At 36.7% G+C, this 16,313-nt stretch carries 14 protein-coding genes, 1 tRNA gene, 1 other RNA gene, 1 pseudogene and 1 riboswitch; of the genes and pseudogenes, 10 read left to right on the top strand and 7 right to left on the bottom strand.

The window, feature by feature from the left end:
• The 3 genes from H529_RS0108615 to H529_RS0108605 form a co-directional block, all read right to left on the bottom strand.
• Positions 1-271 (bottom strand): transposase (locus tag H529_RS0108615; protein ID WP_022856101.1); only part of this gene is annotated, 271 nt, incomplete at its 3' end.
• 849 nt (positions 272-1,120) lie between these two features.
• The gene (locus H529_RS10735) at positions 1,121-1,720 is read right to left on the bottom strand and encodes a GGDEF domain-containing protein (RefSeq protein WP_022856100.1); all 600 of its coding nucleotides are present in this window, start codon (positions 1,718-1,720) and stop codon (positions 1,121-1,123) included.
• The gene (locus H529_RS0108605; RefSeq protein WP_022856099.1) at positions 1,717-2,859 is read right to left on the bottom strand and encodes an FIST C-terminal domain-containing protein; all 1,143 of its coding nucleotides are present in this window, start codon (positions 2,857-2,859) and stop codon (positions 1,717-1,719) included. The genes H529_RS10735 and H529_RS0108605 overlap by 4 nt, the downstream gene beginning before the upstream one ends.
• A gap of 389 nt (positions 2,860-3,248) precedes the next feature.
• On the opposite strand from H529_RS0108605, the gene rmuC reads away from it, so the two are divergent.
• From rmuC to H529_RS0108585, 3 genes are read left to right on the top strand one after another with little or no spacing between them, the layout of a single operon-like run.
• Positions 3,249-4,133: a DNA recombination protein RmuC gene (rmuC, locus tag H529_RS0108595; RefSeq protein WP_022856098.1), complete on the top strand. Its 885-nt coding sequence runs from the start codon at positions 3,249-3,251 to the stop codon at positions 4,131-4,133.
• A 30-nt stretch (positions 4,134-4,163) separates the two neighbouring features.
• The gene (locus H529_RS0108590) at positions 4,164-6,587 is read left to right on the top strand and encodes a heavy metal translocating P-type ATPase (protein ID WP_022856097.1); all 2,424 of its coding nucleotides are present in this window, start codon (positions 4,164-4,166) and stop codon (positions 6,585-6,587) included.
• A 23-nt stretch (positions 6,588-6,610) separates the two neighbouring features.
• Entirely contained in the window at positions 6,611-6,820 is a 210-nt protein-coding gene (locus H529_RS0108585) for a heavy-metal-associated domain-containing protein (RefSeq protein ID WP_022856096.1), read from the top strand.
• 10 nt (positions 6,821-6,830) lie between these two features.
• Here H529_RS0108585 and H529_RS10730 read toward each other — a convergent pair whose 3' ends face one another.
• Positions 6,831-7,097 (bottom strand): DUF2934 domain-containing protein, encoded by a 267-nt coding sequence (locus H529_RS10730; RefSeq protein ID WP_022856095.1) that lies wholly within the window; start codon positions 7,095-7,097, stop codon positions 6,831-6,833.
• Positions 7,098-7,326: 229 nt separating this feature from the next.
• Here H529_RS10730 and H529_RS0108575 point away from each other — a divergent pair, with 229 nt between their 5' ends.
• The 6 genes from H529_RS0108575 (at position 7,327) to H529_RS10725 (ending at position 10,548) form a co-directional block, all read left to right on the top strand.
• Entirely contained in the window at positions 7,327-7,776 is a 450-nt protein-coding gene (locus H529_RS0108575; RefSeq protein WP_022856094.1) for a hotdog fold thioesterase, read from the top strand.
• Between the two features lie 18 nt (positions 7,777-7,794).
• Positions 7,795-7,892: signal recognition particle sRNA small type (gene ffs, locus H529_RS11505), an RNA gene on the top strand.
• 19 nt (positions 7,893-7,911) lie between these two features.
• Positions 7,912-8,004 (top strand) — tRNA-Sec (locus H529_RS0108570).
• Between the two features lie 20 nt (positions 8,005-8,024).
• On the top strand, positions 8,025-9,461 hold the full coding sequence (locus tag H529_RS0108565) for a M48 family metalloprotease (RefSeq protein ID WP_022856093.1): 1,437 nt from the start codon (positions 8,025-8,027) through the stop codon (positions 9,459-9,461).
• Between the two features lie 11 nt (positions 9,462-9,472).
• On the top strand, positions 9,473-9,742 hold the full coding sequence (locus H529_RS0108560) for a hypothetical protein (RefSeq protein WP_022856092.1): 270 nt from the start codon (positions 9,473-9,475) through the stop codon (positions 9,740-9,742).
• Between the two features lie 5 nt (positions 9,743-9,747).
• Complete coding sequence (locus tag H529_RS10725) at positions 9,748-10,548, top strand: ATP-grasp domain-containing protein (protein ID WP_022856091.1); 801 nt, start codon at positions 9,748-9,750, stop codon at positions 10,546-10,548.
• Between the two features lie 14 nt (positions 10,549-10,562).
• Here H529_RS10725 and rpe read toward each other — a convergent pair whose 3' ends face one another.
• From rpe to metE, 3 genes are read right to left on the bottom strand one after another with little or no spacing between them, the layout of a single operon-like run.
• Positions 10,563-11,219: a ribulose-phosphate 3-epimerase gene (gene rpe, locus H529_RS0108550; protein ID WP_022856090.1), complete on the bottom strand. Its 657-nt coding sequence runs from the start codon at positions 11,217-11,219 to the stop codon at positions 10,563-10,565.
• Positions 11,220-11,232: 13 nt separating this feature from the next.
• The gene (locus H529_RS0108545) at positions 11,233-12,978 is read right to left on the bottom strand and encodes a hypothetical protein (RefSeq protein ID WP_022856089.1); all 1,746 of its coding nucleotides are present in this window, start codon (positions 12,976-12,978) and stop codon (positions 11,233-11,235) included.
• 31 nt (positions 12,979-13,009) lie between these two features.
• Positions 13,010-15,265, bottom strand: coding sequence for a 5-methyltetrahydropteroyltriglutamate--homocysteine S-methyltransferase (gene metE / locus H529_RS0108540; protein ID WP_022856088.1), 2,256 nt, complete (start codon positions 15,263-15,265; stop codon positions 13,010-13,012).
• A gap of 113 nt (positions 15,266-15,378) precedes the next feature.
• Positions 15,379-15,650, bottom strand: a riboswitch (cobalamin riboswitch).
• Between the two features lie 529 nt (positions 15,651-16,179).
• Between metE and H529_RS12205 the strand changes: the two are divergent.
• A pseudogene (locus H529_RS12205) lies at positions 16,180-16,313 on the top strand (IS256 family transposase); the annotation flags it as partial.

The following is a 16,313-nucleotide window of genomic DNA, read 5'->3' as shown; positions in this document are numbered from 1 at the left end:
CTTTTTGCCATTCAGGAGGAAGAATAGCAGGTCTGAATTCAGATTTTCTATCTCTTGGGACAGAGATACCGAGATTACCTAAGAAACAGGCAAGTTGTCTTTCATAGTAACCATTAGCTTTATTATCAATACTATCTCTAAGGAATATTTCTCTTTCTTTTTTCATGAGAGCGTTTAAGAGGAGTGCAGCAGCCATTTTGATACCCTCTTTTGATTCAATTTTTGAGATTTCTCTTAAAACTTTTTCTAAATCTAAGTCTAAGTTTTCCATTTTACAGACCTCCTGGTTAGTTTAGTCTTTTAGGTTTTATGTTATCATTAATTTAAAAAATATTAAAAATTTTTGTTATGCCTCTAAAATATTTTTATTAAAAGACACAATTTATATTCTACTCCCATGTAAAATCGTTTGTTACTTCTTTGTCAAACTCGATTATGATGCTATCGTGTATAGCTCCAAGAACTTTTGCGTTGCGTTAAAGTATTTCATCAAAATATATCAGATAATAAGATTAAGTTCAGAAGCAAACCCTTGAATGGGAGAGTTTGTTTTTTCTTTTTATGAAGAGGGATGTTTCGGGTCTGGTCTAAAACCAACGAATTCTTTCTATGGGAACCAAAACCAAACCAAGCTCAAGTGCTTCTCTGTGTCAGTTTTTTATCTATTCTCTTGTTCCTAGATGTATCGTTAAAAAAGTCTCTATTATTTTTGTTGCCTCATATACAGAAGTGTTTTTTTCCACAGTGTTTATTTAACTGAGTCTAACCCTATGGGGAAGAAACCTCCCTCCTAAAATAGAAATTGCTTATTTAAATCCAGGTAAACTCCTCTGTATTTTACATACCTTTCAGACAATACCAAGTACACCACCTTTACCTCAAGGAAAGCCTCATACCTTTTAAAATCCTCAGGTATTAAACACAATTAATGAAACACTACATTGGTATATGTTGTGTTAGCATGTAAAATTGCATTTTAGAAAACCCCTAACAAAAATTTTATATATATTTATTAAACAGCTTCTTTAAATGTAATCAGACATTTTTTTCATATTTTAGATAAATTTTTTATATCATCCAGAAAGAGGGTTTCTTAAAGAAAATGTTGATTGCTTTAATTTTAAATAACCTTTTCTCTTTTTGTTTTGTCTTCATACATTCTTTTATCGGCAATTTCTATTAACTGTTTTATTATTTCCTGGGTTTCCATATTTATATCTTCTATATCATCGGGAAATATTGAAATTCCATAACTAAAAGATAGATTAAACTCTTTGAAATTTTCTTCTATTTTCTGTCTTAACGCATTTATTTTTTTTGTTGGATGTTCGTTAGATTCCAATAGTACAATAAATTCATCACCACCATATCTGGATATGACGTCATATTTTCTAAAATTTACAGTTAATATCTCAGCCACTTCTTTTAAAACGTTATCACCCTTGTTATGTCCATATGTATCATTAATCAGTTTAAAGTTGTCAAGGTCTATAAATATAAGAAAAAGTTTATTGTTTTGGTTTCTTTTTAATTTTTCAATCAATTTTGCTAAATAATCTTTAAGATAATATCTGTTATACAACCCTGTAAGTTCATCTTTGATAGCCATTAAATAAGTATCTTTTAATTTTTGTTCTTTTAAATATAAAATGGAATCATATTTCTTGGTAACTTCTTCTAAAAGATTTTGTAGCAGTCTTATTTTTATTTCCTCTCTCATCTTTCCTTCATCGCCAACAAGATAGATGTTTCATTATAAAACTTTAGTTTTTTTAAATGTTTGTCTGGCCCTATTTCTCCAAAAGTAAAGAATCCAAAAAGATTACTATTTAAAGTTGAAACATAAATTTCTATTTCTTCTCTTTGCCTTTCTTCTAATACATATTGCCTTGCTGTGCAAGAAAAGTCAAATAAAATCTCACAGTATTCTATTCTTTCCTTTACTTTTTTTGCAATTTTAAAATTTTCCTTTAGAAGTTCTTCAGGTGTAGCAAAAGAAAGTTTTAATTTTTGACCTTCCTTTATTGGACCGAAAAACTCCACATAATCTTTTGCAACTTTTTTAAATGTTCTGAGAGTTGCTACATATCCTTCTTCATCATCAAGTATGTAAATAGGTATATACCATAAATATCTTATATCAAAATTATCTATACCCTTCATAAATGATCGTGTAATATCGCTAAAATTTCTATTATCATCTACTAAGTACAGTTTGTAATCTTTAGCTTTTTTTATTTCGTAAGTAACTCCATAAGGTTTGAACCCAAGGGCTATATCTATCGCAAAATCTATGTTTGAAAGTGTTATAATTACAAAACCATTTTTTATGATTTTAGAATCAACAAATTGATATGATAAAACCTCTCCGTTAGCATCTCTATGTCCAGAAGATACACCTCCAATTATGTTATTTACTGGTTGATAGTTTATAAATTGAGATACCTCTTCTATAAATGTCCCAAATCTTTTTTTATTACCTAATCCTCCGATAACGATATGAAGCTTATCTGGATTTGAGTTGAAATAGTTTGCAGTTTTTATAACTGTATCGTCCTCGTCAATATCTTCTAAATAAAAAAATTCTACTTTACCAGTTCTTTCAAATTTTATAACCGCTACAGAAATGCCTTCTACTATTTCAGTGTCGCAAAAAGAGTGAATAGCGTGGAACCCTAAGTATTTTTCTGTGTTAAAAACCTTTTTTATATAGTAGTTTATATCAATATATGGGTAGTCAGGAGATATAGCAAAGATTAAAAAATCATAGCTGTCAAAATTTTTATCTATCTGATTCTTAATATTTTCTAATGCAAATGGTAAGGTTTTTTCTTGACTTTTAAATACTTGTGTTTTCATGTCTTTTTAATTAAAGAAAGGATCAACTCAAACATTATAATATAGTAAATAAATAGAGCAAGGCGCCCAATTTAAAGAGTTATTAAATGGTACTTTGCTATTTTTCCTGCAACAATTTTATTTTCCAAACTTTCTAAAAAGCTTATAACTATATTTTCAACCATAACCTTTCTATTATTATAAAGTTTTTTAACTCCGATAAGAAGATTGTTTGGCGATTGTATTGAGGGTCTGGCTATAAGCTATACTGTCCTTGAGATAGATGGAGTAATCCCAGAATACAGTGCATCAGAAATAGATTATAACCAACGTTTGCAATAAAACTTTTTTGGTATTATCTCGTTATAACCTAATTGCTTTAATTTATTAATAAAGTAAAATCATAGAATATGGACTACCTCTGGTTGGTGGTATTTTTTGTTGGGTTGGTGGGGGTTTTCTGGTATTTTTATGCTAACTTTAAAAAATATGTAGACGAACGATTTTCCTGGGTTCAACAAAGGTTAGAAAACATCTCAGAGCCATTATTTTCAGTCAAAGAAAGGATGTCTGATTTGCAGGAAATCAAGAAGGATCTTACCAAGCTTTATATAACAGAGGAAGTGCTTAAAGGATTAAGTGAGGATGTAGCCAAACTTAATGCCATTTTTTTAAGCCGAAAGTCAGGTAAAGCTGGGGAAAGGGCTGTAGAAGAGGTTTTAGGGCTTTTACCTCCCAATCTACTTGTAAGAAACCTTAAGATGGGGGCGTCGGAGGTTGAGTTTGCCTTTGTTTTAAGAGACGGGAAGTATTTACCTATAGATTCAAAGGTTACTTCTCCAGAGATTCTTACTAAAGAAGAGCTTACTGAAGAAGAGTTAAAAGAGGTTATAAAAAGGATTAAGAAAAGGGCTAAAGAGATCATAAATTATACTAAAGACGAAAAGTCAGTGGGATTTGCCGTAATGACTGTCCCTGATAGGGTTTATGATTTTTGTAAGTCCAAACTGTTAGAGGAGTTAGAAAAAGATAAAATCATCCTTGTGCCTTATAGTTTACTTTTGTCTTTTTTGATGTTTGTGTTTTTCTTTTGGGAAAGGTTTGGACAGGTGATAGAGGCTTCAGATTTTTCTGAATTTTTAGTAAAGTTAGAGAAAGGACTATATGAAATGGAAAGGGACATAGAACAACTTTTTAAAGAACTTCGCTCGGTGGAAAATCTATCTCATCGGGTTAGAAATAATCTTTTCTTCTTAAAAAGAGAGTTAGAAAAAACCAAAATAAGCTCTGATTAAGGTAAAATTTTTAGGTGAGAAGGAGGTATCTTGGAAAAAGTTTTGGAAATTCCTATCATAGGGATGACCTGTGCTGCCTGTGTTAAAAGGGTTACTGATCTGCTTTTGAAGGTTCCTGGCATAAAACAAGCAACGGTAAACTTGATCACAGAAAAGGCAACTTTAGAGGTTGAAGAAGGAAAAAGTCTTGATTTAAAGGCTATAAGGAAGGCACTACAAAAAGGAGGGTATGATTTAGGGGTTCAAAGGGTGGTTTTTAAGATAGAAGGATTATCTTTAGGAGACCCTAAAAGAATCGAGAAGGAACTCTTAAAGGTTTTAGGTGTGGTAGAGGCTTCAGCCAATCAGGCAACAGAAGAGCTGGCTTTAGACTATGTCCCTACTCTGGTAGAACCAGAAGACCTTAAAAAAAGGCTTGCCAGCTTAGGTTATGATCAGGCAGTTGTCTTGCAAGGAGAGGTAGAACTCTATGAAGAGGTCTTTAGAAAAAGAGAAGAACAGGAGTTAAAGAAAAAATTTTTGATTAGTGCAATACTCACAGGTTTTATCCTTTTAGACATGTTAACCCATGTTTTGGGGCATGTTGGGAAAAGAGAGGTTTTTAACTATGTGCTTTTTGGTTTAACAACTCCGGTGCTATTTTATGGAGGTAGTAGGTTTTTTAAGGCTGCAGTCAAAGGGCTTAGGCATCTTTCTTTTGACATGAATACCTTGATTGCCCTTGGAGCAGGAGCAGCGTATTTATATAGTTTTGTAGCAACCTTTTTCCCTGATATTTTTTGGGCTTCTGGACAGACACCTCAGGTTTATTATGAAACAGCAGCGGTAATCATTACCCTTATCCTTTTTGGACGATTTCTTGAGGCAAAGGTCAAACATAGGACCACAGAAGCTATCAAAAAACTTGCCTCTCTTCAACCATCAAAAGCCAGGATTATCAAAGACAACATGGAAAAAGAGGTTTCTATAAAAGAGGTTCGGGTAGGAGACTTGGTCTTGGTTAAACCGGGAGAAAGATTTCCGGTAGACGGAGAAATTGTAGAAGGTATAGGGTTGGTAGACCAATCTGTGATCACCGGAGAAAGTTTACCTGTAGAAAAAAGGATAGGAGATAAGGTTATAGGAGGCACAGTAAACCTTACAGGAAGTTTTAAAATAAGGGTAACTCACGTAGGGAAAGATACAGTATTAGCTCACATCATAAGGCTGGTTAGAGAGGCTCAGGCTACCAAACCTGCCATACAGAAACTTGCCGACAGGATAGCCTCTGTGTTTGTGCCTTTGGTCATAGCGATTGCGCTGGTTACTTTTTTAGTGTGGGTTGGGTTAGGATATGGGCTAACCTTTAGCTTAATGAATGCTATTTCCGTTCTGGTGGTAGCTTGTCCTTGTGCTTTAGGTCTTGCTACCCCAACAGCTATCGCGGTGGCTACAGGAAAAGCTGCAGAAGAAAACATCCTTATCAAAAACCCTGAAGCTTTAGAATATGCAAACCGGCTAAATTATGTAGTATTTGATAAAACAGGTACCATTACCTATGGGCAGTCGGTGGTTAAGAAGATGGAGGTTTTTTCAGGCTGTTCTGAGGAAGAGGCTATCTTTTTTGCTGCTTCTGCGGAAAAGAATTCAGAGCATCCCTTTGGAAAGGCTCTGGTAGAGTTTGCCAAAAAAAGAGGGTTAAAGGTGGAAGAACCTGATGAATTTTACTATTTGCCTGGAAAAGGGGTGGTAGCCCAATTAAAAGGTAAAGAGGTATTGGTTGGGAATAGACGGTTTATGGAAGAGGCTGGCTTAGCTTTAGATGAGTTTGAGCGGTTTTTAAGAGAAGGTAACATAGAAGGAATTTCTTATGTGCTGGTAGCTGTAGACGGAAGGCTTTGTTCTGCTTTTTGGTTTGAGGATAAGGTTAAGGAAGAGGCCTTGGAGGTGTTGCAAATCCTTAAGAAAAAAGGTATTAAGGTAGGGTTGCTCACAGGAGATGCTTGGCAGACAGCTAAAGAAGTAGCTAAAACACTTGGAGTAGACGAGGTTTGGGCTGAGGTTTTGCCTCAAGAAAAGGCATTAAAAATAGAAGAATTAAGAGAAAAGGGAAATATTGTTGCTATGGTAGGGGATGGGGTAAATGATGCTCCAGCCTTAGCCAAAGCTCATTTGGGTGTGGCTATAGGGTCAGGCACAGAGGTAGCCTCTGCTACCGCAGACCTTATTTTGATAAAAAATGACCTGAGAGATCTTTTAAAAGCTTTTAGATTATCTGAAATAACCTATAAGAAGATAAAACAAAACTTCTTCTGGGCCTTCTTTTATAACCTTATTCTTATTCCTGTGGCTGCAGGGGTGCTTTATCCTTTCTCAGGACTTCTTTTAAAGCCAGTTTTTGCCTCAGGGGCTATGGCTTTTAGTTCACTTTTTGTGCTTATAAATTCCTTAAGTTTAAAAAAGGTAAAACTATAAAATTTCAGCAGGAGGGAGAGTAGATGAAGACCTATAGCTTAAAAGTAGAAGGAATGACCTGTCCTCATTGTGAAATGACCATAGAAAATGGGCTCAAAAAGATGTTTCCAGACCTTATTTTTGTTAAAGCAGACAGAAACAACAAAGAGGTAACCTTAAAGTCTCTTAAAGAAATGGACTTAAACGCAGTTTCCCAAGCTATAGAAAGCCTTGGTTATAAAGTATTGGAATAAGGGGAAGAGATTATCCTTTTTTCTTGCCTCTACCTTTGGTAGTAGAGCCTTCTTCGGTCTTTTTTCTGCATCTTACCTTGGTTTTAGGTTGGGTTTCACAGGCTGAAGAGGGGCTTGTTTCTTGAGGACCTTCCTTAGAAATTAAGCCATACTTCTCTAAAACTATCCTTTCAGCTTCTAACCAGTTGTCTAAGTCCCTACCAGGAATACATCCACTTTTTACATAAAGCTCATAAGCTACCTTTCTGATTTCCTCTTCTAAGGCCTTTTTATCCATACTTACCTCCGATTGTAAGATTTGTTTATTATATTTAAAAACATTGTTTTAAAAATCAATAGAAATAACCTGAAACATTCAAAATACAGGCTTAATCCGTATAGCCTTTAGATTAAATAAAAGTTAGGGCGGTTTAAAAGAGTTTGACAAAAGGGTTAATGAGTTTAAAGTTAGGAAAGAAGGTGGTTTTTAGTAGAGTAAAAATTCGACAAAAATTGAGGATAAAAAGATGGAAGCTTCGAGAAAAGAACAGGTCTGGAAAATTGCTAAGTTTATGAGAGAGCATGACAGGGTTGCCGTTTGGTTAGAGGTAGATTTGATAGAGGTAGACCTTGGATATGCGTTAATAGGGATGAAGGTTAGAGAAGACATGCTTAATGCAGCTGGAGTGTGTCAGGGTGGAGCTATTTTTTCTTTAGCAGATTTTGCTTTTGCCGTTGCTTCAAATTCTCACGGAAAGTTAGCTTTAGCTATTTCTTCTTCCATTTATTTCCCTTCTTCTGCTAATTTAGGAGAGTATCTTTATGCTGAGGCTAAGGAGTTAAGTCTTACTAAGAGGACAGGACTTTATGAGGTAAAGGTTTTTGAAAAAGAAACAGGCAGGCTGGTTGCGCTTTTTACCGGGCAGGTTTACCGGAAAGAGGGGGACTTAAGGGGTTTAATATCTGAAAAAATGTAGTATATTTAAAACTAAGGCTATTGGGGCCTGTGCGACGGATCCTGGTGAACCCCGCCAGGCCCGAAAGGGAGCAACGGTAGCCAGGCTCTCCGGGTGCCGCAGGTTCCCAATAGCCCCTTTTTTGAATTAAAATCAGGAGGCGTGAGGGGGCTGGTGCCTCTCCCGGGCTTCAAACCCGGTGCACCCCAAAAAGGGGTGGGTGGGTTCAATTCCCATACGCCTCCGCCAAAGAACCTTTATAAAATAAAATGTCCTTTTTCTTTAAGACAAAACTGCATCTTCTAAGTTTATTTTTAATTTTTCTTCTGGTGTTTCCTCCGCAGATAGCTCAAGCCCTTATTTCCTTAGAAGAGGAAGAAAAAATCGGTAAAGAGGTTTTGGCTGAGCTTGTCAAAGAAGTCGAGTTTATAGATGATTTAGAGTTAAACCTCTACATCAACACCATAGGAGAGGTTCTTAAAAAACAAGGTGTAACCTTTTCTCCGTTTGAATTCAAGTTTTTTCTAATCAATGATTCCAGTTTTAATGCCTTTTCTGTGCCTGGAGGATATATTTTTATCAACTCTGGTATTTTTAACAGCATCGAGTCTGAAGACGAACTTGCCGGGATTATGGCACACGAAATGGCTCATAACCTATGTCGGCATATCGCAAGAAGGATCGAAGACATAAAAAAAATGCAAGTATTAGTTACGGCAGCCACGTTAGCAGGCCTACTTCTTGGAGGTGAAAAAGCCGCAGCTCTAAACATAGCCTCAGCGGCTATCGCTCAAACCAAACTTCTTGCCTACAGTCGGGCTGACGAAGAGGAGGCTGATAGAACCGGTTTTCAAATCATAACCAAAGCTAACTATAATCCCTGGGGTATGGCAACGGTTATGGAAAGACTTTCTAAACAAGGTAACTTAGCCATAGAGCTTGAGTATAAATATCTTTTAACCCACCCGTTGCCTCAAGAAAGAGTGGCCTATCTTATCAGCCTTGCTGAGAGGTATACCTCTGATCAATCTCCGAGGTCTTTGGTTGCTCAAGATCCAGATTATTTTAAAAGACTGGTTATCAGAGCTCAGGTTCTTTCTAAAAAGAAAGATCTGGCATCTTGGATAACCAACCTGAGGGCAGTCCTCAAAGAAAAGAACGACCCCTGGATAAGATACACCTTAGCTTTGGCGCTAAAGGAACAAAGATATTTTAAAGAGGCCCTGGTTGAGCTGGTTAAAGCCCTGCAGGAGCTTCCTTTTAAAACCTATTTCCTTTTAGACTTAGCTGAAATATATTTAGCTTCAGGAGAACCTGAACAAGCCTTAAAGATTTTAACCCAAATCCCTTCTTTTACTCCTTCTAAACCCTATGAAAAGATTTATTTTACTAAATTAGAGTATCTTAGGGCTTTAGCCTTAACAGAAACAGGGGAGCCTCAACAGGCTTATGGCATTATGCAAAAACTTTTAAACCTGCAGGCTCTTAATTATGACCCATACTTTTTTTATAACTTGGGTAAGGTTGCCTCTCAACTTAACAAGATGGGAGAGGCCCATTTTTATTTTGGTAAACATTACCAGCTTAAAGGGGATCTAAAACCAGCCCTTTATCACTACGAAAAAGCCCTTTCTTTTTTATCTAAAACAGATAAAATGTATTTAGAGGCTGAAAAAAACATAGCACAAATAAAAAACAAAAAGTAAGAGGGTGGTTGATGGCAGAAAATTTTTCTTCTACCAGAAAGCACAGTATCAAGATTAAAAAGCCGTTTAAGATCTTATACAGGGAAAAAATAGTCTGCCCTAACTGTCAAAACAGTGAAGATTTCTATGAGGTGATTGAAAACGCAACCATCTTTGTCTATTACCTGCAAAACGAAGACGGGAGTTTAGAGGCCCTGGAAGAAGAAATCGAGGTGTTAGGCCCAGTTAAGTTTTTCTGTGCTAACTGTAATACCGAATTAACCCAAATGAGAAATAAATAAGATTTATGCGTCCCTATTATATCATTTTAAGCTCTCAAGCCTTTAGAAAACATTTTTCTGAACTAAAAGAAGGAGACCTTGTCGGGATAAGACTACCGTTAAAAAAGGAAGAACATGGTCTCATCGTAGACCTCATATACCGAAAAGTAGAGGCTTTTCCGTCTTTTTTAAGTCAGCTTTTATGCAGTTCTAAAACCCTTCAGGCTGAGGTTTTAAGAGATTTTATGCCTCCCTTTACTTTTGTAATCAGAGATAAATCTTCTCTTCTTGCAAGTTTGGCTAAACTTTCTCGCGAGGAAGGGTTTGCCAAGTTTATCACCAAAGACGATCAGGCAAACTGTGGTTTAGGGGTAAAACTGTGGAATTCTTTGGAAGAGATTTTTAACGTAGCAGGCACTCAGGTTTTACCTTTCCCTTTTGTTTTACAACCCTTTTTCCCTAACATCCGGGACATCCGGGTGATTATTTTAGGAAATCTTTACGTAGAAGCCTATGAAAGAAAGAATGAACTTAATTTTAGAAAAAACATTTTTTGGGGAGGTGTTGCAGTCCCTTATCAACTTTCTGATGATGAGCTCTCCTTTTGTCAAAAAGTGATGGAACGAGGAAAATTTCCATATGCTCACCTTGACCTTATTTATATAGATGAAGAGGGACCCTATCTTTCTGAGATCAACCTTAAAGGTGGAATTAAAGGGGCTAAACTTTCTACAGAGAAATATAATGAAATCATAAGCACCATCCATCAAGAATTTTATAAAAATTGGGAAAAAACCTATAACCCGGTTCTTTATCTTATGCCTTAGGATTTCTTAAAAACTTATTTAGAGAGTTCAACTTTAAGGGCTTTCATGAAACTCTTATAATCTTTAGCCCCAAAAAAGGCTGACCCCATGACTAAGATATCTGCCCCGGCGTTAGCTATCTCTTTTGCGTTTTCAAGTTTTATTCCTCCGTCAACCTCTAACAGGGTATTTAGCCCTTTTTCTTTTATCAGAGTTTTAGCCTTTTTTATTTTTTTCAGGCAAAAGGGAATAAACTTTTGCCCTCCAAACCCTGGGTTTACTGACATGATAAGCAGTAGGTCTAAATCTTCTAAAATGTCTTCTACCAGAGAAAGAGGCGTTGCAGGGTTTAGGGCTACTCCAGCCTTAGCCCCAGCCTCTTTAATCTGCCATACCGTGCGATGAAGGTGTATGGAGGCCTCAACATGAACTACCAGATAGTCTGCCCCAGCTTTTACAAAATCATTTACATAGCGTTCAGGAGACACGATCATCAGGTGTACGTCAAGAGGAAGGTTGGTGGAGTTTTTTACAGCCTCTACTACAAGGGGGCCTATGGTAATGTTTGGCACAAATTGACCATCCATAACATCTACGTGGATAAGGTCTGCCCCTGCCTCTTCTGCCAGTTTTACCTCTTCTCCCAGTCTTTTAAAATCAGCCGACAAGATAGAAGGAGCTATTAAAACCATATTTTCTCCAGTTCTACAAGGTTTTTAGATTTTCTAATAAAAACTCCTTTACTATTTTTTCCCAGCTGAGTTTATTTTTGTATTCTTCGGCTTTTTTGGCAAGGATTTCTCTTTCTTGCCGGTTTTTAGGTATTTTAGCAAAAATTTCTTCTGCTTTACTTGCCAAAACAAATTCTTCTAACCCAATTCTTTGCTCATCAGTCAAGTTTTTTAGTCTGGATAAACTAAATTTTTCTCCTACCGAAATAAAATCAACTCCATAAAAGGGCTTGAAATCTTTTCCAAAGGTTTTTTCAAGAAAGAAATACACCCCACAAGAGGTAGAAGGAACAGCAAGTCCACCAAAAGGAAGTACCTCGATGTGGGCTATACCAAAAGGTTCATAAATAGACATTCCCAGCTCAAGGTCAGAGGCAAGCCTTAAGTCTATCGTTTCTAAGTCCTCCTTTTCCATAAAAGGACATTTATAGTTAGAAAAACCTACCTGGTTGATAAAAAGGGCTTTTAAGTTTTTAGAGGTTTTATTAAAAGTTTCTACCCAGCGGTAAACCTCTATTTCGTATCCGATAAGGTCAGGCCATCCTTCTCGGTGTTCAAACGGCCAAGGATAAGATTTTACCATTTTTTCTACTTCATGAGGAGGCCTCCCCTGAGCTACTAAAGAAGAAAGTAAGATGTAAACCCCTTTAAGGTTATGTTTAACAAAAAGTTCGTCTAAGTAGTTTAGAAGGATAAGGTCTCTCCAGATACCTTTACTCTTAACTAAACGGCAAACATGGGTAATCAAAAGGTCTGGGACAAAACCATAATAACAACTAAGCCATTTACCTATCTTTTCTTTAGAAATTTCTTTTCTGTCAAAATCTATATGGTCTGAAGAAATCCCGTTATAGACTAATTTTACTTTTTGTTTTTCTGTTTCTGGGCATAAAAAAAGATATTCTTCTACCACCCAATCGCTAACCGCAAACACGGAGTCCACCCTTTGTGCAAGCTTAACCAGAGGGGTTCTATACCAGTCATCTTGAGGCCCAAAGACATCTTCTAAAGAAAGATTTTCTTCTTTAGCTTTTTTAAGGATGTTATAAAAACTTATGTCTCCTCCACCTAAGTTTTCTACCAGTCTTCTTACTGGTGCTACCTCGTGGGCATAAAAAATCCTTTTGTATTTTTGAGGATGATAATCAGGATGAAGCTCTACACTTAAAAGGGATGGCATACCCATGTATTCATGTCCAAAAAACACTAATTCTTTAGCTGAGGGAAAAAGCAGGTTTATTAAATCTAAAAAAGGAAGCCCAATCCTGAAATATTGCTCATAATCCCAGTCTGCTTCATAACGGTCTGAAGCCAAACCAAATTTTTCCCAGAAAATATACTTGTAAAAGTTGACAACCTCTTTCTTTATATGAGTTATATCTACAAGAAGTATGTCTACCGTGGCTTTATTTTTAGGGTTTAGCTCATTAACCACCCTCCTTTTCCCATAAACCACATCTATGTTATATTTTTCCAAAATAGGATTAAATTGTATTCCAAAATGTCCTGTATCGTAGTTATCTTTGCTACTATAAAAAACTATTCCATCTTTTCCCAAACGGCTGCTTGGAGAACCAAGATATTCGAAAAGTGGACCGTAAAGAAGGGTTTTATCAAAGTATGAGAGGTAGGAAGGAGAGGTGTACAGGTTGTTTATCACCTCTCCTATCCCTCCTATTTTATATAAGGCTTCATGGGTTATGTGAACGGCTACCCGCATCAATTTTTAGCATACCACAAAAACCCTAAAATTAAACTTCTTGTCTTAGTTCTTGAGCTACCTCTACCATGTTTTTGAGGGCAGGTATTACCTCTTCCCATTTTCTGGTTTTTAAACCACAGTCTGGGTTTATCCATAAGAGTTCTTTGGGAAGGATTTTTAAGGCTCTTTTGACGATTGCTTTCATTTCTTCTTTATCTGGTATGGCTGGAGAATGGATGTCATAAACTCCAAGGCCTAATTGTCTATCCCATCCTGAGAAGGTTTCAAAGGCCTCGATAATTTCTCCTTTGCTTCTTGAGGCTTCTATAGAGATGACATCAAAATCCATTGCAGCGATGTAGGAGATGATTTCGTTAAACTCTGAATAGCACATATGGGTATGGATTTGAGTTTCTGGAAGGGCCTTAGCACACAGTCTAAAGGCCTTTACAGCCCAGGTAAAGTAGCTATCCCAGTCTTTTCTTTTAATAGGAGCACCTTCTCTAAAAGCTGGTTCGTCTATCTGGATAATTTTAATCCCAGCCTTTTCTAAGTCTTTAACCTCGTCAAACAAGGCAAGGGCTATTTGATAGGCTATCTGCTCTTTAGGGAGGTCTTCACGGTAGTAACTCCAGTTTAAGATGGTAACCGGACCAGTAAGCATTCCTTTTACTGGTTTTTGGGTAAGACTTTGAGCATAGGTAATTTCTTCTAAAGTCATAGGCTCTTTTCTCCATACATCTCCATAGATGATAGGAGGACGATAAACCCTTGACCCATAGGAAAGTACCCATCCTTGCTTGGTAGTAGCGATACCTTCTAATTTTTGGGCAAAAAATTCTACCATGTCAGTTCTTTCAAACTCTCCATGGACCAAAACATCAAGCCCAAGCTCTTCCTGTAGTTTAATAACCTCGGCTATTTTTTGCCGGATAAAATCTTTATACTCATCGAGGCTTATTTCTCTTTTGTTAAACTTAGCACGCATCCTCCTTACTTCTTCTGTTTGTGGAAAAGACCCTATGGTAGTTGTGGGGAAAATAGGAAGGTTAAGGCGTTGTTGTTGGAGTTTTATCCTTTCCTGATAGGGAAGGTCTCGGATAAAGTCTTGTTCTGTAAGATTAGAAATTCTAGCTTTTACCTCTTCGTTTTGACCAAAAGAGAGCTGTAGTTTCTCTTTAGAGTCAGCTATCAAACCTAAGGCCTCTAAGTCTCCTTCTACGCCTCTTTTTAGGAGATTTAGCTCTGTTAATTTTTCTTCAGCAAAGGCGAGTTTATTTTTAAGTTCTATAGGTAGGAGGTCTTCTCCTTCTAAAGAAACCGGGAGATGAAACAGCGGACATGAATTGGTTATCACTAAATTTTTATTGATCTTCAAGAGAGATTCTATTTCTCTAAGTTTAGCCTCTAAATTGGCCCTCCACACCTGTCTTCCGTTGATGATACCAGCTATAAGTATTTTGTCCTCTGGGAACCCAAGTTGTTTTAGGTTGTTAAAGTTTTCTGCATTAGACACCAGGTCCAAACCTAACCCTTTAACCGGTAAATCTATAAAAGCCTGGTAATCAGAAACACTGTCATAGTAGGTTAAGACCCAGAGGTCTGTAAAACCTGAAAGCTTTTCGTAAACCTTTTTAACCAACTTCCATTCCCAAGGTTCCAAATCCATCACTAACGCTGGCTCTTCAATCAAAACAGCTTGGGGTTCAACCTCCTTAAGAGTCTTAAGAATTTCTTGATAAACCGGGACAAGATGTTCTAAAATTTCTTCAAAAACCTTGGAATCGGTGATTTTTTCTACGGTTATTCCTTCTGAAGAAGTTTTAACCAGTTTGGCTAATTTTAGAAAGGTAAAGGGACCTACTAACTTAGGGAGGGTGTTAACCCCAAAATTCTGATAAAAAAGAAAGTCTTTAAGCGGAAAGTTTTCAAAAAGGGAAAAATCTTTGGTTTCTATCTCTGGGACAAGATAATGATAGTTGGTGTTAAACCATTTGGTAAGCTCAAGGGCTTGTTTGCCTTTAGCCATTTCAAAATAAGTTTTAAGCCCCTGATAAGGTTGAAATCTACCTGGAATAGCACCCACCATTATGGCGGTATCGAGGATAAAGTCGTATAGAGAAAGTTCGTTGGAAGGGAAAAGGTCCACGTTTTTTTGATAAATTTTAGCTCTTTCTAATTTTAGGTTTTTAATTCCTTCGTAAAAGGCTTCTTCTTCAAGGGTTCCTTTCCAAAAGTTTTCAAGCAATTGCTTAAATTCCCTTTTTTTTCCTAACTTGGGAAAACCATAAGCCAAAGTTTGCATAATCATCCCTCCTGCAATTTTGGTGTTTAGAGATTTAAAAATCTGGATAGATAAAGATGAACGGAGACAAAATGATTTTAAGGTGGTGTTTTAGTCATAGATATACCCCCCTCGAGGTTTTTAGAGGCTGGATAGGTCTTCCGGCTTCCGGATCAACCTACTTGCCGCACCTTCCCAGTGCCTTTCGGCACCAGTGGTGTGTCAGCTAAAGGCTGTTGGCCTTTAGCCCAAGGAAGGAAGCCTCCTTTTGGGGAACCCCTACTTTTGGGACCTCCTTCCCCAGAGGTCAGGTAGACCTCCAAGCGGCTTTCGTCCCCGGTCACGGCTGCGGGGCAGCGGGGGATTTTCACCCCTCTTCCCTTACATCCAGCCTGCTATCCCTAACTTTTTACCACAGCCTGGTTTTTATGTCAATAACTTAAGGAAGCCCCAAATTTGCCGATAGAGAATAAAATAAAAAATCTTTCCGTAATCTTTAAACTTAAAAATCATATTCCTTAGTTACTTTCTATAATTCTTCCCCAACTCCCATATAAAATCTATCCCATTTTCTACCTGTACCCACTCCTCTTAATCTTTTTTCCCTAATTCTAAACATATTTCTCACATATCCTCTCTTAACCTCCCCATATTATAAACTCTACTAACCCCACCTTTCACACCAACCCTTTAAACTTCTTTAAACGTGTTTTTATACTCAAATACTCCCTAAACTTGTCAAACCCCACCGCAACCTTCAAAATTAACTCCCTCGCCTTGCTTACTATCTTCCCCGCTACCTCTATCAACGGGAGTAGAATATAAATTGTGTCTTTTAATAAAATATTTTAGAGGCATAATAAAAATTTTTAATATTTTTTAAATTAATGATAACATAAAACCTAAAAGACTAAACTAACCAGGAGGTCTGTAAAATGAAAAACTTAGACTTAGATTTAGAAAAAGTTTTAAGTGAAATCTCAAAAATTGAATCAAAAGAGGGTATCAAAATGGCTGCTGCACTCCTCTTAAACGCTCTCATGAAAAAAGAAAGAGAAATATTCCTTAG

The sequence above is a fragment of the Thermodesulfobacterium thermophilum DSM 1276 genome, assembly GCF_000421605.1.
GTDB classification, from domain to species: Bacteria; Desulfobacterota; Thermodesulfobacteria; order Thermodesulfobacteriales; family Thermodesulfobacteriaceae; genus Thermodesulfobacterium; species Thermodesulfobacterium thermophilum.
This window is presented reverse-complemented; position numbering and strand designations above follow the sequence as displayed.